This is a genomic window from Aromatoleum toluolicum (genome assembly GCF_012911005.2).
Taxonomy (GTDB): Bacteria; Pseudomonadota; Gammaproteobacteria; order Burkholderiales; family Rhodocyclaceae; genus Aromatoleum; species Aromatoleum toluolicum.
The window spans coordinates 171,074-194,602 of the sequence record NZ_WTVS01000001.1; the positions used below are offsets into that span (position 1 = coordinate 171,074).

Consider the following 23,529-nt stretch of genomic DNA (forward strand, 5'->3'; position numbering starts at 1 on the left):
GCTTACCATTTGATGTCCTTGCGCACGTGGTAACGAATCCAGATAGAGACCGCATTCATCGCCAATGTCATGAGGACGAGGATAAAACCGGCTGCCGCAGCGTTTTGCTGGAAAGCCTCTTCCGGACGCGAAGTCCAGTTGAACATCTGGATCGGCATCACGGTAAAACCCGACGTCAGCCACTCGAAGTTCACCCAGGGGAACTCAGGACCGACGGGCGACTCCGGGAGGAACGCGATGAAGGTCAGCGCTCCGATGGTGATGATGGGAGCCGTCTCGCCTATGGCCCGCGACATGCCGATGATGACTCCGGTCATGATACCCGGCAGTGAATAAGGCACGATGTGGTCGCGGGTCACCTGCCAACGCGTCGCACCCAATCCGTAGGCCGCCTCGCGGATGTGCAAGGGAATCGAACGGATCGATTCGCGGGTCGCCACGATGACCACGGGGAGGATGAGGAGACCGAGCGTCAGACCCGCAGAGAGGATGCTTTGCCCGAACCCGAAGGTGTACACGAACACCCCGAGCGCCAGCAGGCCATACACGATCGACGGCACACCGGCGAGGTTGGTCACATTGATCTCGATGATATCGGTGAGCAGGTTCTTCGGCGCGTACTCTTCGAGGTAGATGCCCGAGGCGACGCCCAGCGGGACGGCCGACACCGCAGTGACGAGCATCACGAGCAACGAGCCCACCCACGCCGACAAGATCCCTGCCTGTGCGGCACGCCGCGAAGGGAAGTTCGTGAAGAACTCGGGGGTGATGCGCTCCCAACCGGCGAAGGCCATCTGCGCGAACAGCGCAACGAAGGTCAGAACACCGATAAGCAGGGCAACGAGGCCGGCAACCGCGAACAGCAGTTCGAGGCGCTTGTTGCGCCGGATGATCTTTCTGATCAGGGGAATGTCTTCTGCTTTCATGCTGTTCTTCTCAATACGCTTCGCGGTACCGCCGCCGCACGACGTGCCCGACGAGATTCAGGGCAAGCGTCATGAGCATCAGGCTCAGGCCGGCCGCGAAGATCGACTGGTAGCCGATGGAACCATGCGGGAGATCGCCCAGTGCGACCTGCACGATGTAGGCGGAGATCGTCTGCGCCGGCTCGAGCGGATTCACCGTGAAGTTGGGCTGCATGCCCGCCGCCACCGCCACGATCATGGTTTCTCCCACGGCACGCGAAATTCCGAGGATGTATGCAGACAGGATGCCCGACAAAGCCGCGGGGAAGACCACCCGAAACGCCGTCTGCAGCCTAGTCGCCCCCATGGCATACGAACCTTCGCGCATGCTCATCGGGACCGCGCGCATGGCGTCCTCGGCGAGTGAGCTCACGTATGGAATGATGGCGATCCCCATGACGATGCCGGCGCCGAGCATGTTGAATCCCGACAGTTCCGGCATGAGCAGTTGCAGCATCGGAATGACTACCATCAGGGCAAAGTACCCGTACACGATGGTGGGAATGCCCCCGAGCAGTTCGAGGAAGGGCTTGACCAATTCACGCACCGTCGGGCGGGCGAATTCGGAAAGATAGATCGCGATCGTTGTTCCCAGCGGTATCGCCACGATGAGCGCTACGGCAGAGGTGGTCAGCGTGCCCGCAAGCAATGGCAGGATCCCGTAGCGCGGCTCGGCGAACAGCGGCGTCCACATCGTGTCAGTGAGAAAGGACCAGATCGACACGGTGCCGAAGAAATTCACAGACTCGCTTACCAGCACCCAGATGATGCCGACCGTCGTGAGGACCGAGACGAACGCAGCGCCCAGAAGCAGGAGCTCGATCAGGCGCTCCTTGAAGTGGCGCAGCGCCTTCTTCGCAAGCCGGTCGCTGACGGACAGCGGACCGTGAGGCACGAGTGCGGCGGCACCGCCGGAATTGGTTTCTTGCATTGGACGCCTACAGACGACAAAAGGGTACCCAGGCGGAACGCCCGGGCACCGCAACCTTCAGATACGATCAGAGCTTGGCTTCGCGAGCCAGCAGCGCATCGATCGTCACACCGACCTCTGCTTCGCCACTGAAGACGGTGCCGAGCTTCTTCTTGTTGACGTGGTCAAGGGCGATCTCGTAGGCCTTGGGCGGAAGCGGTACGTATTTCACCTCAGCCGCGAGCTTGCTCGCATTCTTCAGATAGTAGGTCACGAAGTCGCGGACTTCAGCCTTTTCCAGCGACTTTTCCGCGACGTAGATGAAGATCGGACGCGACAGCGGATTGTACGAACCATCAAGCACCGCTGCCGGACCGGGCTGAACTGGCTTGCCTTCCTTATTCACGATCGGCACAGCCTTGAGCTTGCCCTGGTTCTCCGCGTAATAGGCATAACCGAAGTAGCCGATGGCATTGATGTCGCGGGAGACACCCTGCACCAGCACGTTGTCGTCCTCGGAGGCCGTGTAGTCGCCGCGCGAGGCCTTCGCTTTGCCGACGACCGCTTCCGTGAAGTAATCGAAGGTACCCGAATCGGAGCCCGCACCAAACAGCTTGAGCGGTGCATCAGGGAAGGACGGATCCACCTGCTTCCAGTTGGTGACGGTGCCCTGAGCCCCCGGCTCCCACATCTTCTTCAGCTGCTCGACCGACAGCTGCTTGATGAAGGCATTCTTGGGATTCGCGACGACGGTCAAGGCATCGAAAGCGACCGGCAGCTCGATGTACTTGATGCCGGCTTGCGAGCAGGCTTCCATTTCCTTTTTCAGGATGGGCCGCGAGGCGTCGGCAATGTCGATTTCGCCGCGGCAGAACTTCTTGAAACCACCGCCGGTTCCGGAGATGCCGACCGTAACCTTCACTGCACCTTTCTTCGCGGACTGGAAGTCCTCGGCGACTGCCTCGGTGACGGGGAACACCGTGCTCGAACCGTCGATCTTGACCACGGACTGGGCATGCGCGACCTGCGCTCCCAGTACGAGGGCGGCGGCTGCGAGGGCAGTCTGCTTGAAACCCGACATAGTGAATCTCCAGTGAATGAACTCAATCGTTGTCCGAACCGGATGCATCGCACAGAGCCCGGAGGCAGGGCAAGTCGCATCACCACGCGGACGCATTCCGAAGTGCGCACACTTTAGATGCAGCACATTTCAGGAATGTGACAGTTCATATACGGGGATCAACAGTGGCCGGTCGTTGCTCTCTCGATGCAATCGGCGATTTCACGCGCAAGGCCTTCCACCTCGGCGCCGTCCTGCCCTTCCACCATGACCCGCAGCAGCGGTTCGGTACCCGACGGACGAAGCAGCACACGGCCACGGCTCCCCAACCGCGACGCGGCATCCTTGGCAGCCGAGGCAATGCCCGTATGCGCCTGCCAGTCGAATCCGGCCGGAAGCTTTACGTTGATCAACTTCTGTGGATAGAAGACGAGATCCGCGCACGCTTCGGCAAGGCTCTTTCCCGTCTGCTGCAGGGCGGCGAGCACCTGCAGGGCGGAGATGATGCCGTCTCCCGTGGTGTGCCGATCGAGACAGATGATGTGGCCCGAGTTCTCTCCACCCAGCTTCCAGCCCTTCTCCTGCAGCATCTCGAGCACATAGCGGTCTCCCACCTTCGCCCGCGCGAAGGGAACCCCAAGCCTCCCGATCGCATGTTCGAAGCCGAGATTGCTCATGAGGGTGCCCACGACGCCATCGAGACGTTCCTGACCTCTTTGCGCCGATGCGATCACGTAAAGAAGCTTGTCGCCATCATAGAGTTCGCCGCGCGCGTCGACCATCATCACACGGTCGCCGTCGCCATCGAGCGCGATCCCGAGATCTGCCTTGTTGGCCAGTACTGCCGCACGCAGATGCTCCGGCGAAGTCGCTCCGCAACGCTCGTTGATGTTGAGCCCGTTGGGCTCGACGCCGACCGACACCACTTCGGCCCCGAGTTCGTGGAACACGCTCGGTGCGATGTGGTACGCCGCTCCATTGGCACAGTCGAGGACGATCCTGAGCTCTCGCAGATCCAGCTCGTTCGGGAAGGTGCTCTTGCAGAATTCCACATAACGGCCTGCCGCGTCATCGATGCGCCGAGCCTTCCCGAGCCTGGCAGACTCCGCACAGCCCATCGGCTGATCCACGCGCGCTTCGATTTCCATCTCGACGGCATCCGGCAACTTGCTGCCGTTGGCCGAGAAGAACTTGATGCCGTTATCGAAATACGGGTTGTGCGAAGCGGAGATCACCACACCGGCCTGCAAGCGCAGGGCGCGGGTGAGGTAGGCCACGGCCGGGGTCGGAATCGGCCCCGCGAGCAGCACGTCGACTCCGGCGGCAGCGAGACCCGCCTCCAAGGCCGCCTCGAGCATGTAGCCGGAAATCCGCGTGTCCTTGCCGATCAGTACCGCAGGCCGCTCGCCACGCGGCAATTGCTCCCGCCCGATGATCGTCACGCCCGCGGCGTAGCCGAGCCGCATGACGAAATCAGGCGTGATCGCGGAGTCGCCGACCTTGCCGCGGACTCCGTCGGTACCGAAATATTTGCGTGCCATGACTGCTTCCGATTGCAAAACTCCAATTATCGCATTCTCAGCGGTCGCGGCGACAGCTGCCGATCAGGACGCGCCGAACCGTACCGCCTCCCAGACGGCAACGGCATCGCGCGTCTGCGCCACATCATGAACGCGGACGATGCGCGCCCCGCGTTCGATGGCGATCAGGGCGGCCGCGACGCTTGCGACGGTCCGGTCTGCAACAGCACGTCCGGTAATTGCACCCAACATCGACTTGCGCGACACACCGATGAGCAGTGGATAACCCGTCCCGAGGAAGCGGTCGAGCGCGCGCATCAGCGCGAGATTGTGCTCCAGCGTCTTGCCGAAGCCGAAACCGGGATCGAGGACGATGCGCTCCCTGGCGACCCCCTGCCCCTCCAGCACACGCACCTGTCGATCAAGAAAATCGATCACCTCGCCTACCACATCATCGTAGTGAGGGGCCGCCTGCATGCTGCGCGGTTCGCCCTGCATGTGCATCACGCACAAAGCGGCATCGGAATCGCTCACCGCCTCGATCGCCCCCGGCGCGCGGAATCCGTTGATGTCGTTGATCAGACTCGCACCCGCAGCCAGGGACGCGCGCATCACCGCGGGCTTGACCGTGTCGATGGAGACAGGAACCGGCCAGTCGGCAAGCCGTTCGACAAGGGGAACCACGCGGTCGAGCTCCTCCTGCTCTGACACGGAATCGGACCCCGGGCGGGTCGACTCGCCGCCGATATCGAGGATGTGCGCGCCGGCCGCGACTGCGCTTTCGCAGCGCCGCAGGGCGGCATCGATGTCATGGCCGAGCCCATCTCCGCTGAACGAGTCAGGCGTGGTGTTGATGATGGCCATGATGCGCGGGCGCTCGAGATCGATGTCGAACCGGCCACACTTTAGAACCGCCATGTCTTCATTCTCCTGAAAAAGAATCGGGCCGACTCACGTCGGCCCGATTCTGATTGCGTCAAAATCTGATCGGATCAGGCGACCGGCGCTGCCGCCGTCGGTGCTGCACCGGGCGCATCGTCATCCCGCGAGCGCCGGATGGCCTGCGAGGTGGGCTTTGGCGCGCGCGGGGGCTGACCGGCCATGATGTCGCTGATCTGGTCCGCATCCAGAGTTTCCCACTCGAGGAGCGCCTTGGTCATCGCCTCGATCTTGTCGCTGTTTTCCTCAATCAGGCGGCGCGCCAGAGCGTACTGCTGGTCAATGATGCGACGGATCTCCGCATCCACCTTCTGCATCGTGGCTTCCGATACGTTACGGTGAGTGGTCACCTGCCGTCCGAGGAAGATCTCGCCTTCTTCCTCGCCGTATACCATCGGGCCGAGGTTGTCCGACATGCCCCACTGCGTCACCATCCGCCGCGCGAGATCGGTCGCGCGCTGGAAGTCGTTCGATGCCCCGGTGGTCATCTGCTTCATGAAGATCTCTTCGCAGATCCGGCCGCCGAACAACACGGCGATCGTCTGCAACAAGCGCTCGCGATCCTGGCTGTAGCGATCGGTCTCCGGCAGTTGCATCGTCACGCCCAAGGCGCGACCACGCGGAATGATCGTGACCTTGTGCACCGGGTCGGTCTTGTCGAGCAGCTTGGCGACCACTGCATGACCCGACTCGTGGTAGGCGGTGTTGCGGCGCTCTTCTTCGGGCATGACCATTGAGCGACGCTCCGAGCCCATCATGATCTTGTCCTTGGCGCGCTCGAAGTCTTCCATATCGACCAGACGCTTGCTGCCGCGCGCGGCGAAAAGTGCCGCCTCATTGACGAGGTTTGCAAGGTCGGCACCCGAGAAGCCAGGCGTACCGCGCGCCAGAACGACCGGCTCGACGTCCGGCGCGATCGGCACCTTGCGCATGTGCACCTTGAGGATCTGCTCGCGGCCGCGGATGTCCGGCAGCGGCACGACGACCTGGCGGTCGAAGCGCCCCGGACGAAGGAGGGCCGGGTCGAGCACGTCGGGTCGGTTGGTGGCCGCGATCACGATCACGCCGGTTTGCCCCTCGAAGCCGTCCATTTCGACCAGCAGCTGGTTGAGCGTCTGTTCGCGCTCGTCGTTGCCGCCACCCATGCCGGCGCCACGCTGGCGCCCGACGGCATCGATCTCGTCGATGAAGATGATGCACGGGGCGTGCTTCTTGGCCTGCTCGAACATGTCGCGCACACGCGCTGCACCGACGCCGACGAACATCTCGACGAAATCCGAGCCGGAGATGGAGAAGAACGGAACCTTCGCCTCGCCGGCGATGGCCTTCGCGAGCAGGGTCTTGCCGGTACCGGGGGAGCCGACCATCAGGACACCCTTCGGGATGTGTCCGCCGAGCTTCTGGAATTTGGACGGATCACGGAGGAAATCCACGAGTTCCGCCACCTCCTCCTTAGCCTCGTCACAGCCGGCAACGTCCGCGAAGCTCAGCGAATTCGCCGACTCGTCGAGCATGCGGGCCTTCGACTTGCCGAACGAGAACGCGCCGCCACGGCCGCCCCCCTGCATCTGGCGCATGAAGAACACCCAGACGCCGATGAGCAGGAGCATCGGGAACCACGACACGAAGATGCTCATCAGGAAGGACTGCTCTTCCTCGGGCTTGCTCGCATTGACGGCAACACCGGCACGGATCAGGTCCGACACCATCCAGATGTCCTGCACCCCGGGTGTGTAGACCGTGATCTGGCGCCCTTCCTGCGTGGTTGCACGCACGAGCCGACCGTCAACCGTCGCCTTCGCGATGCGCCCGGCCTTCGCCTCCTCGAGGAACTGGGAATATTCCATCGTGTTGGTAGAGACCTGACGCGAATTGAACTGGTTGAACACCGTCATCAGGACGACGCCGATGACCATCCAGATCGCGAGATTCTTGAAGAGATTATTCAACTTCTTTCCTTATGAGCCCATGGGGGCAGCGAAACATTGACCCATTCTAGTGGCGAACGTTCCACTGCGTAAACCAATGGTCACGATCGAAACAGTCAATCGACGCAGCAGGTTCAACTCAGCCGGGCCTGCGCCTCAGCCCCAGGAGATAGACCTCGGCGCTGCGGTCGCGCGAGGCCTTCGGCTTGCGCACCTGAAGCGAGGCGAAATGGCGCTGGATCTCGCTACGGAACTCCATGAAGCCGATGCCCTGAAACACCTTGATAAGAAAGTTTCCGCCAGGTTTCAGATGCCGTGCCGCGAAATCGAGGGCCAGCTCGCCAAGATGGATGGAACGCGCCTGGTCCACCATGTCGATACCCGACATATTGGGGGCCATGTCCGAAAGTACAAGGTCGACCGGCTCACCCGCGAGCCGGCTTTCGAGGTCCCCCAGCACGGCATCCTCCTGAAAGTCGCCCTGAATGAACTCCATGCCGGGCAATGGCTCGACGGGGAGCAGGTCGAGCGCGAACACACGCCCGGCCCTGCCGACGCGTTGCAGCGCGACCTGAGCCCACGAGCCGGGAGCGGCTCCGAGGTCGACAACGACCATGCCGGGCCGCAGCAGGTGGTCCTTGTCATCGATCTCCATCAGCTTGTACGCGGCACGCGAACGGTAGCCTTCACTCTTCGCACGCTGCACATAGGAGTCGTTCACGTGCTCGTGCATCCATGCCTTGCTGGTCTTGGTCCTAGTCATGGGAGTAGAATCCATGCCCCTGAAAGATTTGAGAAAACGATGATCGAACTATCCCCTGCCCGTCGCCGCGAATTGCGGGCCGCGGCCCACCATCTGAACCCGGTTGTCAGCGTCGCGGGCAACGGGCTCACGCCGGCCGTGCTGGGCGAGATCGACCGTTCCCTGCAGGCACATGAGCTTATCAAGATCAAGGTTCATGGTACCGAGCGCTCCGACCGCGATGCGCTGATGCAGGCAATCTGTGCGGAACTCGACGCCGCCCCGGTGCAGCACATCGGAACGATCCTGGTCATGTGGCGCGAACGTCGCGAAGAGGAAGCGGCAGCGTCGTCGAAACCTGCCTCTGCGGTGAATGCGCCGCGCGCCGCCAAGGCCAAGTCGGCCCGAGCATTCGCCGCCGCTGCGCGACGCACCGCGCTCATCAAGGCCGCCGCGGACAAGAAACGGCTGGCAGAAAAGCGCACCAGAAGCCCCGCTCGCAAGTCCGGGCCGCTCGGCAACAAGTGATCACGAATCGCTGCACGGGGCAAATGCCGCCCCTCACGGAATCGCATAGCGGGCCGGGGCATTACTCCCGGCCCGTTTGCTTTCAGATGTAGAGTACTTCGATAATCTCGTACTCGCGCACGCCGCCCGGTGCCTGCACCTCGGCGATGTCGCCGGCGTACTTGCCGATCAGCGCGCGGGCAATTGGAGAACTGATGGAAATCTTGTTCTCCTTGATGTCGGCCTCGTCGTCACCGACGATCTGGTAGGTGACGGTCTTCCCGGACTCCATGTCCTCGAGGTTTACGGTCGCACCGAACACACAGCGCCCGTCGGCATCGAGAAGGCGCGGATCGATAATCTGCGCGTTCGCAATCTTTCCCTCGACTTCCTTGATCCGGCCCTCGATGAAGCCCTGACGCTCCTTTGCCGCGTCGTATTCCGCGTTTTCGGAGAGGTCGCCGTGCGACCGCGCCTCGGCGATGGCCGCGATCACGCTCGGACGATCGACGGTCTTGAGGCGATGCAGTTCGATGCGCAGCTTTTCCGCACCGTTCACGGTAAGGGGAGTCTTGTTCATGATTGCTTGTTCAATTCCGCGTGCAGGGACTGCAGGCCGTAGACCTCGAGTCCTTCAAGGTGGCGCATGCCCATGCAGGCGGCGCGGGCACCCTCGATGGTCGTGAACACCGTGAGCTTGGCAGCAAGCGCGCTCGTACGGATGGACCGCGAGTCGACGATCGCCTGGCGCTTCTCCTCGACGGTGTTGATGACCATGCTGACTTCGTTGTTCTTGATCATGTCCACGATGTGCGGACGTCCCTCGGTGACCTTGTTGACTACGTTCACGGGAATTCCCGCTGCTTCGATCGCCGAAGCCGTTCCCCGCGTGGCGACGATACGGAAACCGAGTTCATTCAGTTCGCGCGCCACTTCGACGGCACCACCGCGGTCGGTGGGCTTCACGCTGATGAATGCCGTGCCCGATTGCGGCAGCCGCACGCCCGCGGCGAGTTGCGACTTCACGAACGCTTCCGCGAAACTGCGGCCGACCCCCATGACTTCGCCGGTGGACTTCATCTCGGGTCCGAGGATGGTATCCACACCCGGGAACTTGACGAACGGGAATACCGCTTCCTTGACCGAGAAGTACGGCGGAACGATTTCGCCGGTGACACCCTGGCTGGCAAGGCTCTGCCCTGCCATGCAGCGAGCGGCGACCTTCGCGAGCTGCAGCCCGCAGGCTTTGGAGACGAAGGGCACGGTGCGTGAAGCACGCGGGTTGACTTCGAGGACGTAGACGGTCGCATCGTCACCTTCGCCCTGGATGGCGAACTGGACGTTCATGAGACCGCAGACGTTGAGCGCTCGCGCCATCGCCTCGGTCTGCCGGCGCAGTTCGTCCTGCAGTCGGGCCGAAAGCGTGTACGGCGGCAGGGAGCACGCCGAATCACCGGAGTGAACGCCAGCCTGTTCAATGTGTTCCATGATGCCGCCGATGATGATCTGCTCGCCATCGGACAGCGCATCGACGTCCACCTCGGTGGCGTCATTGAGGAAGCGATCGAGGAGCACCGGCGACTCGTTGGAGACCTTCACGGCCTCGCGCATGTAGCGCTCGAGATCCTTCTGCTCATGCACGATTTCCATCGCGCGGCCGCCGAGCACGTAGCTGGGACGCACGACGAGCGGATAGCCGATTTCCGCCGCGAGCCGCACGGCCGCCTCGGGGGTTCGGGCGGTACGGTTGGGCGGCTGCTTGAGGCCGAGATCGTTGAGCAACTTCTGGAAGCGCTCGCGGTCCTCGGCCGCATCGATCATGTCGGGGCTCGTGCCGATGATGGGCACGCCGTTCTCTTCCAGGGCCTGCGCACGCTTGAGCGGCGTCTGGCCACCGAACTGGACGATGACGCCCACGGGCTTCTCGATATGCACGATCTCGAGGATGTCCTCGAGCGTGATCGGCTCGAAATACAGGCGATCGGACGTGTCGTAGTCGGTCGAGACGGTCTCGGGGTTGCAGTTGACCATGATGGTCTCGTAACCGTCTTCGCGCAGGGCGAGCGCGGCGTGGACGCAACAGTAGTCGAACTCGATACCCTGGCCGATGCGGTTGGGACCGCCGCCGAGGACCATGATCTTCTTCTTGTCCGTCGGACGCGCTTCGCACTCTTCCTCATAGGAGGAGTACATGTAGGCGGTCGAGGTCGCGAATTCGGCGGCGCAGGTATCTACGCGCTTGAACACGGGGCGCACACCGTTGGCGTGACGGTGCAGGCGCACGGCAGTTTCATCCACGCCGAGCAGCTTCGCAATGCGGCGATCGGAGAAGCCCTTGCGCTTGAGTCCACGCAGTTCGGGCGCCTGTATCGCCTTCAGCGAACGACCGGTGATGGCCTTCTCCGTCAGGACGATATCCTCGATCTGCGCGAGGAACCAGGAATCGATCTTGGTCAGGTTGAACACCTGCTCCTGCGTGTAGCCTTCGCGGAAAGCCTGGCCGACGTACCAGATGCGCTGTGCACCGGGATTCGCGAGTTCGTGCTCGAGGTCGGCACGATCGGCCTCGACCTCGTCGAGACCGTAGACACCCACTTCCAGCCCGCGCAGGGCCTTCTGGAAGGACTCCTGGAAGGTACGGCCCATCGCCATGACTTCGCCGACCGATTTCATCTGCGTGGTAAGTCGGTCGTTCGCCTGCGGGAACTTCTCGAAGGCAAAACGCGGAATCTTGGTGACCACGTAGTCGATCGAGGGCTCGAACGAAGCCGGCGTCGCACCGCCCGTGATGTCGTTCTTGAGCTCGTCGAGCGTGTAGCCGACGGCGAGCTTCGCCGCGACCTTGGCGATGGGAAAACCAGTGGCCTTCGATGCGAGCGCGGATGAACGCGACACGCGCGGGTTCATCTCGATGACGATCATGCGACCGTCCTTGGGGTTGATCGCGAACTGAACGTTCGAACCGCCGGTATCCACGCCGATCTCGCGCAACACCGCGATCGAGGCGTTGCGCAGGATCTGGTATTCCTTGTCGGTAAGCGTCTGCGCCGGCGCGACGGTGATCGAGTCGCCGGTATGCACGCCCATCGGGTCGAGGTTTTCGATCGAGCAGACGATAATGCAGTTGTCCGCGCGGTCGCGGACGACTTCCATCTCGTACTCTTTCCAGCCGAGCAGCGACTCTTCGATCAACAGCTCGTTGGTCGGGCTCGCCTCGAGGCCGCGCTTGCAGATCTCCTGGAACTCTTCCATGTTGTAGGCAATACCACCGCCGGTGCCGCCGAGCGTGAAGCTCGGACGGATGATCGCCGGAAAGCCAATGCCGCCTTGAACCTGCAGCGCCTCTTCCATGCTGTGGGCGATGCCCGAGCGCGCCGAACCGAGACCGATCTTGGTCATCGCGTCCTTGAACTTCAAGCGATCTTCGGCCTTGTCGATCGCCTCGCGCGAGGCGCCGATGAGCTCCACGCCATACTTCTCCAGCACGCCATGCTTGGCGAGATCGAGCGCGCAGTTGAGCGCGGTCTGGCCGCCCATTGTGGGAAGCAGCGCGTCGGGGCGCTCCTTTTCGATGATGCGCTCGACCACCTGCCAGGTGATGGGCTCGATGTAGGTGACGTCGGCGGTACCCGGGTCGGTCATGATCGTGGCCGGGTTCGAGTTCACCAGGACGACCTTGTAACCCTCCTCGCGCAGCGCCTTGCAGGCCTGGGCACCGGAGTAGTCGAATTCGCACGCCTGCCCGATGATGATCGGGCCAGCGCCGATGATGAGAATGCTTTGAATGTCTGTGCGCTTAGGCATTGCCTAACCTCGGTCTTGCGTTGGGGAGCGGCAGCGCGGGCTGCCGCTTGCGAATCATCTGCGCGCTTCGAGCAACTTGATGAAGCGGTCGAACAGGTAGGCGACGTCGTGCGGACCGGGGCTCGCCTCGGGGTGCCCCTGGAAGCAGAACGCCGGCACATCCGTGCGCTCCATGCCCTGCAGACTGCCGTCGAACAGCGAGACGTGGGTCGGCCGCAGGTTCGCTGGCAGCGTTTCGGCGTCGACGGCAAAGCCGTGGTTCTGGCTGGTGATGAGCACCTGCCCGGTATCGAGGTCCTTCACCGGGTGGTTCGCGCCATGATGGCCGAACTTCATCTTCACCGTCTTCGCGCCGGACGCGAGCGCCATGAGCTGATGACCGAGGCAAATGCCGAAGGTCGGGATGCCGCGGGCGAGGAATTCGCGGATCGCGGCGATCGCGTAGTCGCAGGGCTCGGGGTCGCCGGGGCCGTTCGACAGGAAAATGCCGTCCGGATTGAGGGCGAGGACTTCCGCTGCGGGTGTCTGCGCGGGCACGACGGTGAGTCTGCAGCCGCGGCTCGCCAGCATGCGCAGGATGTTGCGCTTGACGCCGAAGTCATACGCGACGACGTGGAATCGGGTCTTCCGTTCGGCCTGATAACCCTCGCCGAGCGTCCATTCGCCTTCGGTCCACTCGACGGTGCGCTCTGCACTCACGACCTTTGCCAGGTCCATGCCGGCGAGGCCGGGAAAGGCGCGCGCCTGGGCGATCGCAGCTTCCACGTTGAGCGATGCGCCGTCGGCAGCGGTGACGATGCAGCCAGCCTGGGCCCCCTTCTCGCGCAGCACGCGCGTCAGCTTGCGGGTATCGAGGCCGGCGATGGCGACGACGTTCTCGGCCTTGAGGTAGGCGTCGAGGGTCTGGTCCATGCGGAAGTTGGACGGAAGGATGGGCAGGTCGCGAATGACGAGACCGGCGGCGTGCACTCGTCCGGACTCGACGTCCTCGCGGTTCACGCCGGTATTGCCGATGTGCGGATAAGTCAGCGTTACGATCTGGCGGCAGTAGCTCGGGTCGGTAAGGATTTCCTGATAACCGGACATCGAGGTGTTGAACACCACCTCACCAACCGTGCTGCCGGCCGCACCGATTCCCTTGCCGAAAAATACCGTCCCATCGGCGAGTGCTAGTAGGGCGGGCGGGGAAGCAGTCACGACAAACTCCTGAGTTCAGCCGAAAAGACAGGGACAGGCGCAATGGGCCTGCCCGAACGTGAAAAAAACGGGACGAGCCGCTGATCGGCCAATCCCGCTTATCTAAACCGCTGAATTGTATCGTTTGGCGCCGCCCGAGGCAACGACGGTGACGGACGGCCGCGGCGACTCAGCGCAGGCCGAGAACGTCCTGCATGTCGAACAAGCCGTTTTTCCGCCCGGCCAGGAAACGCGCCGCGCGGACGGAACCGAGCGCGTAGGGCATACGGCTGCCGGACTTGTGCGTAATTTCGATACGCTCGCCGATGCCGGCGAAGAGGACGGTATGGTCGCCCACGACATCGCCACCGCGGATCGTGGAAAACCCGATCGTCTCGGGCTTGCGCTCGCCCGTGACGCCTTCGCGCCCATAGATGGCGCACTCGTCGAGATTCCGCCCGAGTTCGCGGGCGACGACCTCACCCATGCGCAGCGCCGTGCCGGAGGGGGCGTCGACCTTGAAGCGATGATGGGCCTCGATGACTTCCACGTCGTAGCCTTCGTCGAGGATACGGGCGGCCACCTCGAGGAGCTTGAAAACGGCATTGACGCCGACGGCCATGTTCGGGGCAAACACCACAGGCACATCCTTCGCCACCGTGGCGATGGTCTCCTTTTCCGCCGCAGAGAAGCCGGTCGTGCCGATCACCATCGCCTTGCCGAGTTCGCGCGCGATGCCGAGATGGACGAGCGTACCTTCCGGACGCGTGAAATCGATCACGCAGTCGGCCGCGGCGATTGCGGCACGGACGTCGTCCGTCACCACGACGCCGCAGGCGCTACCGACCAGCTCGCCGGCATCCCGACCGACAAAGGGCGCACCCGCCCTGTCGAATGCTGCGGCGAGTACAACCTCGCAGTCATTGAGCACAGCCTCGATCAGCATCCGCCCCATGCGCCCGGATGCGCCTGCAATTGCAATACGTAAGGGATTCATTCAGTCAGGTCCTGAGTGCGCAGCAAGAGAATGTCTTACTACTGCTTGTCTGCGGGCGAAATCTCGATCACGCGGGAACGCTCGGTCTGCGCGGCAGCGGCTGCGGCCGGAGCGTCACCGGACTGCACGTCACCGGAAACCCGGTCGAGCTTGTCGCCATCGAAGAAGACGCTGAGCACGCGGTGCTGAGGTTCGCCGCGCCCAGGGCGGAAGGTATAAACGTAATCCCAGCGGTCGGCATGGAAGACGTCGGTCACAAGGGGCGTGCCGAGGGCGAAGCGCACCTGCTCCCGCGTCATACCCTTCTTGAGGCGCGCGACCATTTCCTGATCGACGTAATTACCCTGGCGCACGTCGACGCGATGAGGATTCAGCCGATCGGTCAGAGGGGTAAGGGAACAACCGGCCACGAGGCCCGCGACGGCGACGACCGCCGGAAGAATCAATACGCGCATGGATGGGGATCTTGGTCGTTGGCGCCGAACGGCGTATCTTTTTCAGACAAAGGCGAAAAAATATATCATACGTAGCCAGCAGCCACGCTGCCGCGCGAACTGCAAGCCAACAGAGCGACCATGTCAGAGAATTCGCAAAACCTAAAAAATATAGGCCTCAAGGCCACCTATCCGCGCCTGAAGATCCTCGATCTCTTCCAGACATCGGATCTGCGGCACCTCACTGCCGAGGACGTGTATCGACTGCTGATGGCAGAAGGCATGGATATCGGGCTTGCCACCGTCTACCGCGTCCTGACGCAGTTCGAGCAGGCGGGCCTGCTGGAGCGGCATTATTTCGAGTCCGGCAAGGCGGTCTTCGAGCTGAAGGAAAGCGGGCACCACGACCATCTGGTCTGCGTGCAGTGCGGCAAGGTGGAAGAATTCTTCGACGCGGAGATCGAGCGGCGGCAGAACCAGATCGCGCAGGAGCGCGGTTTTGCGGTCCGCGAACACGCGCTGTACCTCTACGTCGATTGCCTCAGGAAAGACTGCCCGAATCGCAAGCAGGGGGGCTGACCCCCTCCCGACAAGGCTCCCGGAGCCCCGGGGGCTAGGAAGCCGCGATTACCCCGAGCATTTCCGCCGCGTGGCGGCGGGTGGTGTCCGTGATGTTGACACCCCCGAGCATGCGGGCGATCTCCTCGATCCGGCCGGCGGGTTCGAGCGGCGTGACGGCACTGACAACCTCGTTGCCGCGATTCGACTTGGCGATGTTCCATTGCCAGTCGGCACATGCGGCGACCTGGGGAAGATGGGTGACGCACAGCACCTGTCGCTCCCGGCCCAGCCGATGCAGGAGCTTGCCGACGATTTCCGCCACACCGCCGCCGATACCGACATCGACTTCGTCGAAGATCAGTGTCGGCGTCGCGGAATCGCGGCTTGTCATGACCTGGATCGCCAGGCCGATGCGCGACAGCTCACCACCCGAGGCGACCTTGGCCAAGGGGCGCAGGGGCTGACTCGGGTTGGCCGCGACGCGAAACTCGACTGTCTCGACACCATGCACCGAGGGCGCACAAGGTTCGAGCGCTACACCAAACTGGCCGCCCGCCATCGCGAGCGTCTGCATTGCCTCGCTGACCTCGTGCGACAGGCGCTCGGCGGCCGGGCGACGCGCCACCGAGAGGCGTGATGCAGCCTGCTCGTACGCCGCCCTGGCCTGCGCTTCCTGCTCCGCGAGATGAACGGGATCCGCACGCGCGACCAGTTCGTCGAGCTTCCGCGTCCAGTCGTCGAGCAGGTCCGGCAAGCCCTCGGGATCGACTCGATACTTGCGCGCGAGATCGGTCACGGCGCCGATGCGGCGCTCGATTTCGGCAAGGCGCTGCGGATCGAGGTCCAGCCGGTCGCGATAGCGGCGCAGCGCATGCAGTGCCTCGTCCGCCTGAATCGCCGCTCCGGAGAGCAGCTCGCGCACGTCGCCCAGGCCCGGATCGATCTCGGTCATTGCATCGACGCGCACGCTGATGTGCCGTAGCAGGGACGCAACTGCTGCCTCCCCCTCGCCCAGCGTTGCAAGGGCCTCGTCCGCCCCTTCCATGAGGCCCGCCGCGTGGGCCAGCCGCGCGTGCTCGTGATTGATCTCGGACCATTCGTCGGCATCGAACGCCAGGTTGCGCAATTCGTCGATCTGCCACGCAAACAGTTCGCGCTCGCGCTCGGAGGCGGCGGAATCCTGCTCGGCCGTCCGTCGCAGCTCGACCAGCCGCTGCCACCCGCGAAAGCGCTCGGCGACCTCGCTCGCAAGGGCGCCGGCACCGGCGTGGGCATCGATCAGGGCACGCTGGGCATCGCCCCTGAGCAGGGCATGGTGCGCATGCTGGCCGTGGATGTCTGCCAGCCGGTCCCCCGCCTCGCGCAACTGTGCCTGCGTCACCGGCACGCCGTTGATCCAGGCACGCGATCGCCCCCCCGCCTCGACCACGCGCCGCAGGATCGCCATGTCCTCATCGGCCGGCAGATCCTGCGCGGCGAGCCAGCCCGACAGACTGCCATCTGCCGGAAGATCGAATTCGGCAGCGATGTCGGCCTTGTCGCGACCGGTGCGCACCGCACCGGCATCGGCACGACCACCGAGCGCCAGGCCCAGTGCGTCCAGCAGGATGGACTTGCCCGCGCCCGTCTCCCCGGTAAGCGCCCCGAAGCCCGTCTGGAATTCGAGTTCGAGGCGGTCGACGATCACGAAATCACGGATGGTCAGGCGGCGGAGCATAGGCGTCGCAGATGAAGACTCAAGAGGGAAGCCCGTCAGGGCAATCGCGGCGTCGCGCTCCAGTGGAGCTTTCCGCGCAGCATGGCGAAGTAACTGTAGCCTTCGGGGTGCATAAAGCGCACCACCTTGGGCGAACGCGTGAGCCGGACGACGTCGCCGGCATGCGCATCGAAACGTGTCTGGCCGTCGAAATGGATGCGCGCGTCGTGCGGGGAAAGCAGCTCGATCTCGATCCGGCAGCTGTCTGGCAGCGTGATCGGCCGGGCGGTAAGGGCGTGCGGACACAGGGGCACGAGGGCGATGCCGCCGACCGTCGGATGCAGGATCGGTCCGTTGGCGGACAGGGCATATGCGGTGGACCCTGTCGGGGTCGTGATGATCATGCCGTCCGAACGCTGCGTATACACATATTCGCCGTCGATCGACAGATCGAACTCGATCATGCGGCCGAGATCGCCCTTGTTCACGACGACATCGTTGAACGCGAGCGTGTGAAACACCCGCTGCCCGCCGCGGACGACTTCGGCGTCGAGCATTGTGCGCGCCTCTTCCACGTAGCGGCCGTCGAGGATTTCGGCGAGCTTGCTCAAGGCTTCCTTGCGCGGGATGTCGGTCAGAAAGCCCAGCCTGCCCTGGTTGATGCCGACCAGCGGAACAGCATGTTCGGACAACCGGCGGGCGGTGTTCAGCATCGTGCCGTCCCCCCCGAGTACCACTGCAAGATCGGCCTGTGCGCCGATCTCGTCATAGGTCACGGTGGCAAATTCCCCGACAAGCCCGATGGAACTTGCCGTACCCTGCTCGATCCATACGGTCAGCCCCCTTTCACGAAGGAAACTGGCGATCGAAAGGACCGCGCCGGCAACGTCCGGGCTCTGGTACTTGCCGATCAGGGCAATGGTATTAAAGCTGTGGCTCATGCCGCGGATTAAACCACAATCGCCGAGAACCTTGGCAGAGGCGCCGGCACTTCCATAGAATCTGGGAAATAACTTCTTACCGTCATGAAATCGCTCGACCCGCGCTCCCAGATCCTGCTCAAGACCCTAATCGAACGCTACATCGTGGAAGGGCAGCCGGTGGGCTCGCGCGCCCTGTCGCGCTACTCGGGGCTCGAGCTGTCGCCCGCGACAGTCCGCAACGTGATGAGCGACCTCGAAGAGATGGGTTTCATCGCGAGCCGCACACTTCGGCCGGGCGCATTCCGACGGCACTCGGCTACCGCTTCTTCGTCGACTCACTGCTGACCGTGCAGCCGCTGGAGCAGGCGCAATTGCGCGAACTCAAGGGGCATCTGCAACCCGACCAGCCCCAGCGCCTGATCAGCTCCGCGTCGCACCTGCTGTCCGAGCTGACACAGTTTGCGGGGGTCGTCGTTTCGCCGCATCGCGACCTGATCACGATCCGCCAGATCGAATTCATCAGCCTGTCGGAAAACCGCATCCTGCTGATCATCGTCACCACGGCAGGCGACGTGCAGAACCGCATCATCCATACCCGGCGCTCGTACTCGCCCTCCGAGCTGGTCGAAGCGGCAAACTATCTCACCGAACACTGCGCCGGACTGGGGTTCGACGACATTCGCACGCGCATCCGGGCCGAGCTGAAGCAGTTGCGCAGCGACATGAGCGAACTGATGAATGCGGCGGTCGAAACCGGCAGCGCCGCAGCCGAGGATGACAGCTCCCGCTACGTGCTGTCGGGCGAGACCAACCTTCTCGACATCGAAGATCTTTCGTCGAACATGGCGCGGTTGCGCGAACTGTTCAAGCTGTTCGAGCAGAAGACCGGACTCATCCAGCTTCTCGACCTATCCAATCGCGCCCAAGGGGTGCAGATCTTCATCGGCGACGAATCGGGACTGGCGCAGCTCGACGGCTGCAGCGTCGTGACCGCCGGTTACGAGGTCAACGGCCGCATCGTCGGCTCGGTCGGTGTGATCGGACCAACGCGCATGGCTTATGATCGCGTGATTCCCATCGTCGACATCACCGCTCGCCTGCTCTCGAACGCGCTGTCGAACGCGAACTGAGCGGCGCGCCGCAATCACACAAGGATCAGCATGGCCCGTTACTGGCCCGAACCCGTCTGGACGCATGGCACGCCTGCGCGTACGGGCGTATTGCTCGTCAACCTCGGCTCCCCCGAGGCCCCCACGGCCGCTGCCGTCCGACCATACCTGAAGCAATTCCTGTCCGACCCGCGGGTTGTCGAGATCCCCGCCCCGGTCTGGTGGCCCATCCTCAACGGCATCATCCTGAACACCCGCCCGCGGAAGTCCGCCGCGAAGTACGCGACGATCTGGATGGACGAAGGCTCGCCGCTGAAGGTGCATACCGAGCGTCAGACGAAGCTGCTTGCAGGCTACCTTGGTCATCGCAGTATCGCAGGCCTGCAGGTCGAATGGGCGATGCGCTACGGTTCGCCCTCGGTGCCGGACGTGCTGAACCGCATGAAGGCCGACGGCTGCAGCCGCATCCTGATCGTGCCGATGTATCCGCAATATGCCGCCAGCACGACCGCAAGCGTACTGGACGAAGTCGCGGACTGCTTCGCGCATTGGCGCAATCAGCCGGAAATCCGCTACGTGCGCAGCTTCCACGACCACCCGGGCTATATCGCGGCGCTCGCTCAGAGCGTGCGCGACCACTGGATGAAGAATGGCGAGGGCGACAAGCTGGTCATGAGCTTTCACGGCATCCCGCGGCGATCGCTCGACCTCGGCGACCCCTATCACTGCGAATGCCACGTGACGGCACGCCTTCTCGCCAAGGAACTCGGGCTGGCGAACGACCGCTGGCAACTGACCTTCCAGTCACGCTTCGGCAAGGCCGAATGGCTCAAACCCTACACCCAGCCAACGCTCGAAGCGATGGCGCGTCAAGGCACGGCGCGCGTAGACGTCATGTGCCCGGGCTTTCCGGCGGACTGCCTGGAGACGCTCGAGGAGATCGCGATGGAATGCCGCCATGCGTTCCTGTCGTGCGGCGGGAAGGAATTCCACTACATTCCGTGCCTGAACGAGCGTGACGACTGGATCACTGCGCTGACCGAGATCGTGCGCGACAACCTCGGCAACTGGTTGACGCGCCCGTCCGCGGGACCACAGGACCTCGCCGCCAGCGCCCAGCGCGCGCGCATTGCGGGAGCGACGTGCTGACAATGGATCCGCGACTCAAACTCGCGCTGCGCTGGCTGCTGAACGCGCTCGCACTGATGCTCCTGCCCGAGATCATCGACGGCCTACGGGTGGAGAGCTACACGGCCGCACTCGTGACCGCGCTGCTGCTCGCCCTGATCAACGCACTGATCCGGCCGCTGCTGATCCTCATCACGCTGCCGATCACACTCCTGACCCTTGGTCTGTTCACGCTGATCATCAACGCATTCCTCTTCTGGGCGGTCGCAGGGCTCGTCAGCGGCGTGCATGTCGCCGATTTCTGGACCGCATTCTGGAGCGCCCTGCTCTACAGCCTGCTCTCTTCGCTCGTCAATATCGTGCTCGCCGACTAGGGGGATGCCCGCAGCCGGGTGCCGTTCCGGCATCACCGCGACTGACGGCGCGAGGAGCATGCACGGAAAGTGTCGCGGCCGGCCTGAAGTTTTGCCGAAATCTGCCGTTAAAACCTGCGCTTGAGTGGGTCGCAGGGAACCGTCATGAAAATTGCATCGGCAGACATTCAGCTTCAGGCTTCGCACCTGTCCTTCAGTCGCCGCGAGGTTTCGGAGCGGCTCGAGATGTGGGTCGGCGAACGTCCCGCCGGCGCGGGGCGGAACAACGGCATCGGCACCGCCGCAAGCGCGGGCGTTCGACCCGAGGTGGAGATTTCCAGGGCTGCCCTCGCGGCCCAGGAGGCCGAGGCGACGGAGAACGACTCAGGGGAAGACGGCCTCGACCCGCGCTTCCGCTTCCTCAAGCACCTGATCGAGGCGCTGACGGGACGCGCGATCCACACCCTGCAGTCAAGCGATTTCCACGTCGATCAGGCTGCGCCGGCAGTCCTCGAGCAGCCGCCCGCCGAAGGCCGCCGCGCGGAAGCCTCGCGACGCGCGGGATTCGGTATCGAGTACGACTTCCGCTCAGTGTCTCAGGAATACGAATACACGAGCTTCGAGGCCGCGGGCGTTGTCAGGACCGCTGACGGCCAGGAAATCCGCTTCAATCTGGAACTGGAGATGGAACGCGCTTATGCCGAGACTTCCAGCGTCCACGTGCGGCTTGGCGATGCACGCGTAAAAGACCCGCTGGTACTCGATTTTGCCGGCACGTCCGCCCAGCTTTCAGACGTGCGTTTCGCCTTTGACCTCGATGCCGACGGCCAGACCGAGGACGTGCCGATGCTCGCGGGTGGTCGCGGCTACCTCGCCATCGACCGCAATCAGAACGGCAGCATCGACGACGGCAGCGAACTTTTCGGCCCGACGACCGGCAACGGGTTTGCCGAACTGGCAGCGCTCGATGCTGACGGCAGTGGCTGGATCGATGAATCCGACGCGAAATTCGCGGATCTCCGCATCTGGACGCCGAGTGCCGACGGCACCGGCAGTGCCGTGACGGCGACGGAAGCCGGCGTCGGTGCACTCTACCTGGGGAAGGTCACCACGCCGTTCGAGTTGCGCGGAGCAGCGAACGACACGCTCGGCGTGATGCGCTCCACCAGCCTCTATCTGCGGGAAGACGGCACCACCGGCACCGTCAGCCAGATCGACCTGAGCGTGTAGGCCTGCGGTAAGCGGGGCTTCAGTCCTCGACCAGCCGCAGGTCGAGCCCGGAGGCCGTGAACTTGCCGGCCATTGCGGGCTCGCCATTTGCCGAGAGTTCGCGCAGTGCTTCGCCGAGGCGCCGAACGGCGATAGTCGCCAGCATCGTGCGGAACAACTCGCGCAATTCGTCGGTTGCAAGCGCCAACGCGGAAGGGTTGACCTCGAGATAGATCGTCGAATTCACCGAGGTGACCGTCGTCATGTGACGATGCTGGACGCTGTCGAGCCACGCGATCTCGCCGAACACCTCTCCCACGCCGCGGCGACTCACACGCCGGCCATCGATCGACACCTCGACCTCGCCATCGACGACAACGCCAAAGCGCTGATCCGCATCGCCCTCGCGAATCAGAGTCGTCCCGCCGTCGACGACACGCCAGGACGAAATGCGCAACACCTCCCACAGCTCGATGTCATCGAACTCGGTGAAGAAAGCCAGCTTGCGCAGCAGCGAAAAGCGGCTGGTGTCGGGCGGCACATAGGTATCGTCGACCAACTGATAGCGCACCGCCGACAGCTCCTTCGCAAACTCTGCACCGTTCTTGTAGCGCGAATACAGGTCCTTTTCGAGCGCCTTGCGGATTACGGCATCGATCTGGTCGGGCAACTCGGGATTGAGCTGCGAGACCCGCGGCGGATCGGCATTGATGATCTTGTAGATCAGCTGCGCCGGATTGCTCGCCCGGAAAGGCAGTCGTCCGGTGAGGAGATTGAACAGCACGACCCCGAGCGAATAAAGATCGGTCTTCTGATTGAGCTGATAGCCCTTGATCTGCTCGGGACTCATGTAGGCCGGCGAACCGACCCCCATGATGAAGGTCGAGTCCGACTCCACCTTCTTGCTGATGTTCAGCGCGAGACCGAAGTCGGTGATCTTCACGTTATCCTGATCATCGACGAGGATGTTCGCCGGCTTGATGTCGCGATGGACGATGCCCTGCCGATAGGCGTAGTCGAGCGCCATGCAGCACTTGAACACGATCCCGATCGCTCGGTGTACCGGCAGCATGCGCTCGAAGCTGCAATAGCGCTCGAGCGATTCTCCCGGGAAATACTCCATGACGACGTAAGCCTGCTCGGCTTCGATCACGACGTCGTGCACGTGGATGATGTGCGGATGATCGAGGCGCGTCGAAACCGCCCTCTCCGCCTTGAGCAGCTTCAGCAGGCGCCGGTTCCACTTCGACTCGTCCTTCGACTTGTCGTTGAAACGGATCAGCTTGACGGCGACCGGCACCGGCCAATCGACGGACTCCGCCATATAGACGACCGCCGTCGCACCGCGACCCACCTCCTTCACGATGCGGTACTTCCCGATTGTCAGCGGCATCTCGCTCATGTGTGATCCGGACCCAGCCTCTCGCGCGACATTCGAATCGCCGTTCGGACTTTAATCCTGACATATGCGGGCGCGCACGGGCAACCCGACAATTTTTTGTAACCGCCCCCTTGAAACTGGACCAGCCGGCCCAATCTCACGCCCGTCGAACGAACACAGGGAGTTC

General features: G+C 63.3%; 20 protein-coding genes and 1 pseudogene. 6 read left to right on the forward strand and 15 right to left on the reverse strand.

Annotation, left to right across the window (positions count from 1 at the left end; genetic code table 11):
* Window positions 1-2: 2 nt before the first annotated feature.
* The 7 genes from pstA to GPA27_RS00805 form a co-directional block, all read right to left on the reverse strand.
* Window positions 3-926, reverse strand: coding sequence for a phosphate ABC transporter permease PstA (gene pstA, locus GPA27_RS00775; protein WP_169136794.1), 924 nt, complete (start codon window positions 924-926; stop codon window positions 3-5).
* Window positions 927-936: 10 nt separating this feature from the next.
* Window positions 937-1,896, reverse strand: coding sequence for a phosphate ABC transporter permease subunit PstC (gene pstC / locus GPA27_RS00780; RefSeq protein WP_169136796.1), 960 nt, complete (start codon window positions 1,894-1,896; stop codon window positions 937-939).
* A gap of 67 nt (window positions 1,897-1,963) precedes the next feature.
* Entirely contained in the window at window positions 1,964-2,956 is a 993-nt protein-coding gene (locus GPA27_RS00785) for a PstS family phosphate ABC transporter substrate-binding protein (protein ID WP_169136798.1), read from the reverse strand.
* Between the two features lie 158 nt (window positions 2,957-3,114).
* A complete protein-coding gene (glmM, locus tag GPA27_RS00790) occupies window positions 3,115-4,476 on the reverse strand; it encodes a phosphoglucosamine mutase (protein ID WP_169136800.1) in 1,362 nt (453 codons plus the stop codon).
* Window positions 4,477-4,539: 63 nt separating this feature from the next.
* Window positions 4,540-5,373 (reverse strand): dihydropteroate synthase, encoded by an 834-nt coding sequence (gene folP / locus GPA27_RS00795; protein ID WP_169136802.1) that lies wholly within the window; start codon window positions 5,371-5,373, stop codon window positions 4,540-4,542.
* 74 nt (window positions 5,374-5,447) lie between these two features.
* Complete coding sequence (ftsH, locus tag GPA27_RS00800) at window positions 5,448-7,343, reverse strand: ATP-dependent zinc metalloprotease FtsH (protein ID WP_169136804.1); 1,896 nt, start codon at window positions 7,341-7,343, stop codon at window positions 5,448-5,450.
* A gap of 118 nt (window positions 7,344-7,461) precedes the next feature.
* Window positions 7,462-8,085, reverse strand: a complete 624-nt coding sequence (locus GPA27_RS00805) for an RlmE family RNA methyltransferase (RefSeq protein WP_169136806.1) — start codon at window positions 8,083-8,085, stop codon at window positions 7,462-7,464.
* Window positions 8,086-8,124: 39 nt separating this feature from the next.
* Here GPA27_RS00805 and GPA27_RS00810 point away from each other — a divergent pair, with 39 nt between their 5' ends.
* The gene (locus tag GPA27_RS00810) at window positions 8,125-8,592 is read left to right on the forward strand and encodes a YhbY family RNA-binding protein (RefSeq protein WP_169136808.1); all 468 of its coding nucleotides are present in this window, start codon (window positions 8,125-8,127) and stop codon (window positions 8,590-8,592) included.
* Window positions 8,593-8,674: 82 nt separating this feature from the next.
* Here GPA27_RS00810 and greA read toward each other — a convergent pair whose 3' ends face one another.
* The 5 genes from greA to GPA27_RS00835 form a co-directional block, all read right to left on the reverse strand.
* The gene (gene greA / locus GPA27_RS00815) at window positions 8,675-9,151 is read right to left on the reverse strand and encodes a transcription elongation factor GreA (RefSeq protein ID WP_169136810.1); all 477 of its coding nucleotides are present in this window, start codon (window positions 9,149-9,151) and stop codon (window positions 8,675-8,677) included.
* A complete protein-coding gene (carB, locus tag GPA27_RS00820; RefSeq protein WP_169136819.1) occupies window positions 9,148-12,375 on the reverse strand; it encodes a carbamoyl-phosphate synthase large subunit in 3,228 nt (1,075 codons plus the stop codon). The genes greA and carB overlap by 4 nt, the downstream gene beginning before the upstream one ends.
* Before the next feature lie 54 nt (window positions 12,376-12,429).
* A complete protein-coding gene (gene carA, locus GPA27_RS00825; RefSeq protein ID WP_169136821.1) occupies window positions 12,430-13,572 on the reverse strand; it encodes a glutamine-hydrolyzing carbamoyl-phosphate synthase small subunit in 1,143 nt (380 codons plus the stop codon).
* A 169-nt stretch (window positions 13,573-13,741) separates the two neighbouring features.
* Window positions 13,742-14,548, reverse strand: coding sequence for a 4-hydroxy-tetrahydrodipicolinate reductase (dapB, locus tag GPA27_RS00830; RefSeq protein WP_169136823.1), 807 nt, complete (start codon window positions 14,546-14,548; stop codon window positions 13,742-13,744).
* 38 nt (window positions 14,549-14,586) lie between these two features.
* On the reverse strand, window positions 14,587-15,003 hold the full coding sequence (locus GPA27_RS00835) for an outer membrane protein assembly factor BamE (protein WP_169136825.1): 417 nt from the start codon (window positions 15,001-15,003) through the stop codon (window positions 14,587-14,589).
* 120 nt (window positions 15,004-15,123) lie between these two features.
* Here GPA27_RS00835 and fur point away from each other — a divergent pair, with 120 nt between their 5' ends.
* Window positions 15,124-15,561 (forward strand): ferric iron uptake transcriptional regulator, encoded by a 438-nt coding sequence (gene fur / locus GPA27_RS00840; protein ID WP_169136827.1) that lies wholly within the window; start codon window positions 15,124-15,126, stop codon window positions 15,559-15,561.
* A 34-nt stretch (window positions 15,562-15,595) separates the two neighbouring features.
* Here the strand turns inward: fur and recN are convergent, their stop codons facing one another.
* Both recN and GPA27_RS00850 read right to left on the reverse strand, forming a co-directional pair.
* Window positions 15,596-17,260: a DNA repair protein RecN gene (gene recN / locus GPA27_RS00845; protein WP_169136829.1), complete on the reverse strand. Its 1,665-nt coding sequence runs from the start codon at window positions 17,258-17,260 to the stop codon at window positions 15,596-15,598.
* Window positions 17,261-17,295: 35 nt separating this feature from the next.
* On the reverse strand, window positions 17,296-18,180 hold the full coding sequence (locus GPA27_RS00850) for an NAD kinase (protein ID WP_169136831.1): 885 nt from the start codon (window positions 18,178-18,180) through the stop codon (window positions 17,296-17,298).
* 84 nt (window positions 18,181-18,264) lie between these two features.
* On the opposite strand from GPA27_RS00850, the pseudogene hrcA reads away from it, so the two are divergent.
* The 4 genes and pseudogenes from hrcA (at window position 18,265) to GPA27_RS00870 (ending at window position 21,982) form a co-directional block, all read left to right on the forward strand.
* Window positions 18,265-19,292 (forward strand): annotated as a pseudogene (hrcA, locus tag GPA27_RS00855) (heat-inducible transcriptional repressor HrcA).
* Window positions 19,293-19,322: 30 nt separating this feature from the next.
* Window positions 19,323-20,420 carry a ferrochelatase gene (gene hemH, locus GPA27_RS00860; RefSeq protein WP_169136833.1) on the forward strand — a complete coding sequence of 366 codons (1,098 nt, stop codon included), beginning with the start codon at window positions 19,323-19,325 and terminating at the stop codon, window positions 20,418-20,420.
* 2 nt (window positions 20,421-20,422) lie between these two features.
* Window positions 20,423-20,773 (forward strand): phage holin family protein, encoded by a 351-nt coding sequence (locus GPA27_RS00865; protein ID WP_169136835.1) that lies wholly within the window; start codon window positions 20,423-20,425, stop codon window positions 20,771-20,773.
* Between the two features lie 144 nt (window positions 20,774-20,917).
* Window positions 20,918-21,982 (forward strand): SPM autocatalytic domain-containing protein, encoded by a 1,065-nt coding sequence (locus GPA27_RS00870; protein WP_169136837.1) that lies wholly within the window; start codon window positions 20,918-20,920, stop codon window positions 21,980-21,982.
* A gap of 19 nt (window positions 21,983-22,001) precedes the next feature.
* Here the strand turns inward: GPA27_RS00870 and GPA27_RS00875 are convergent, their stop codons facing one another.
* Window positions 22,002-23,363, reverse strand: coding sequence for a serine/threonine-protein kinase (locus GPA27_RS00875; protein WP_169136839.1), 1,362 nt, complete (start codon window positions 23,361-23,363; stop codon window positions 22,002-22,004).
* Window positions 23,364-23,529 lie beyond the last annotated feature (166 nt).

Coding starts and splice junctions, on each gene's coding strand:
- folP (WP_169136802.1), bottom strand. CDS start 5,373: ATGGCGGTTCTAAAGTGTGGCCGGTTCGACATCGATCTCGAGCGCCCG.
- GPA27_RS00785 (WP_169136798.1), bottom strand. CDS start 2,956: ATGTCGGGTTTCAAGCAGACTGCCCTCGCAGCCGCCGCCCTCGTACTG.
- pstC (WP_169136796.1), bottom strand. CDS start 1,896: ATGCAAGAAACCAATTCCGGCGGTGCCGCCGCACTCGTGCCTCACGGT.
- pstA (WP_169136794.1), bottom strand. CDS start 926: ATGAAAGCAGAAGACATTCCCCTGATCAGAAAGATCATCCGGCGCAAC.
- GPA27_RS00835 (WP_169136825.1), bottom strand. CDS start 15,003: ATGCGCGTATTGATTCTTCCGGCGGTCGTCGCCGTCGCGGGCCTCGTG.
- hemH (WP_169136833.1), top strand. CDS start 19,323: ATGGCCCGTTACTGGCCCGAACCCGTCTGGACGCATGGCACGCCTGCG.
- glmM (WP_169136800.1), bottom strand. CDS start 4,476: ATGGCACGCAAATATTTCGGTACCGACGGAGTCCGCGGCAAGGTCGGC.
- GPA27_RS00870 (WP_169136837.1), top strand. CDS start 20,918: ATGAAAATTGCATCGGCAGACATTCAGCTTCAGGCTTCGCACCTGTCC.
- GPA27_RS00805 (WP_169136806.1), bottom strand. CDS start 8,085: ATGACTAGGACCAAGACCAGCAAGGCATGGATGCACGAGCACGTGAAC.
- greA (WP_169136810.1), bottom strand. CDS start 9,151: ATGAACAAGACTCCCCTTACCGTGAACGGTGCGGAAAAGCTGCGCATC.
- GPA27_RS00810 (WP_169136808.1), top strand. CDS start 8,125: ATGATCGAACTATCCCCTGCCCGTCGCCGCGAATTGCGGGCCGCGGCC.
- carB (WP_169136819.1), bottom strand. CDS start 12,375: ATGCCTAAGCGCACAGACATTCAAAGCATTCTCATCATCGGCGCTGGC.
- GPA27_RS00865 (WP_169136835.1), top strand. CDS start 20,423: ATGGATCCGCGACTCAAACTCGCGCTGCGCTGGCTGCTGAACGCGCTC.
- recN (WP_169136829.1), bottom strand. CDS start 17,260: ATGCTCCGCCGCCTGACCATCCGTGATTTCGTGATCGTCGACCGCCTC.
- dapB (WP_169136823.1), bottom strand. CDS start 14,548: ATGAATCCCTTACGTATTGCAATTGCAGGCGCATCCGGGCGCATGGGG.
- GPA27_RS00875 (WP_169136839.1), bottom strand. CDS start 23,363: ATGAGCGAGATGCCGCTGACAATCGGGAAGTACCGCATCGTGAAGGAG.
- fur (WP_169136827.1), top strand. CDS start 15,124: ATGTCAGAGAATTCGCAAAACCTAAAAAATATAGGCCTCAAGGCCACC.
- GPA27_RS00850 (WP_169136831.1), bottom strand. CDS start 18,180: ATGAGCCACAGCTTTAATACCATTGCCCTGATCGGCAAGTACCAGAGC.